The 299-nt window shown below is 53.2% G+C and carries 1 protein-coding gene; it reads right to left on the bottom strand.

Annotated elements, in window-relative coordinates; all coding sequences use genetic code 11:
* Positions 1-117 precede the first annotated feature (117 nt).
* Positions 118-299, bottom strand: a 182-nt coding sequence (locus H6B10_RS16020; RefSeq protein ID WP_204652425.1) for a hypothetical protein, incomplete at its 5' end; no start/stop codon positions are given.

The raw sequence follows: 299 nt of genomic DNA, 5'->3' as shown, positions 1-299 counted from the left end.
ACTTTACCAATCCCAAGACCAAGGTGACCAGCAAGCTGGAACCCACCGCGATCCCCGGCTTCAAGGCCAGCGGACGCCTGAAAGAGAAAGTCGCCCAGTAAATCCTCTTACCCCGTCTTATCGGGCCGCTTCAAGCGGCCCTTTTCTTTTGCCTTGCGGCAGAAAAAGGGGGAACACAAAAACAAAAGTCCCGATGGCTAAAACCATCGGGGCTTTTTTCATTCGGTCGCTTATGTAAGATTGGGGCGGTCCTGATCGCCGTCTGCCTTGAACAGGACAAAGTTTTCCGGCTTGTTGGT

The organism is Gemmiger formicilis (assembly GCF_016901605.1).
GTDB classification, from domain to species: Bacteria; Bacillota; Clostridia; order Oscillospirales; family Ruminococcaceae; genus Gemmiger; species Gemmiger formicilis_B.
Note: the sequence above shows the minus strand (reverse complement) of the source record. Positions and strands in the feature narration are given on the sequence as shown.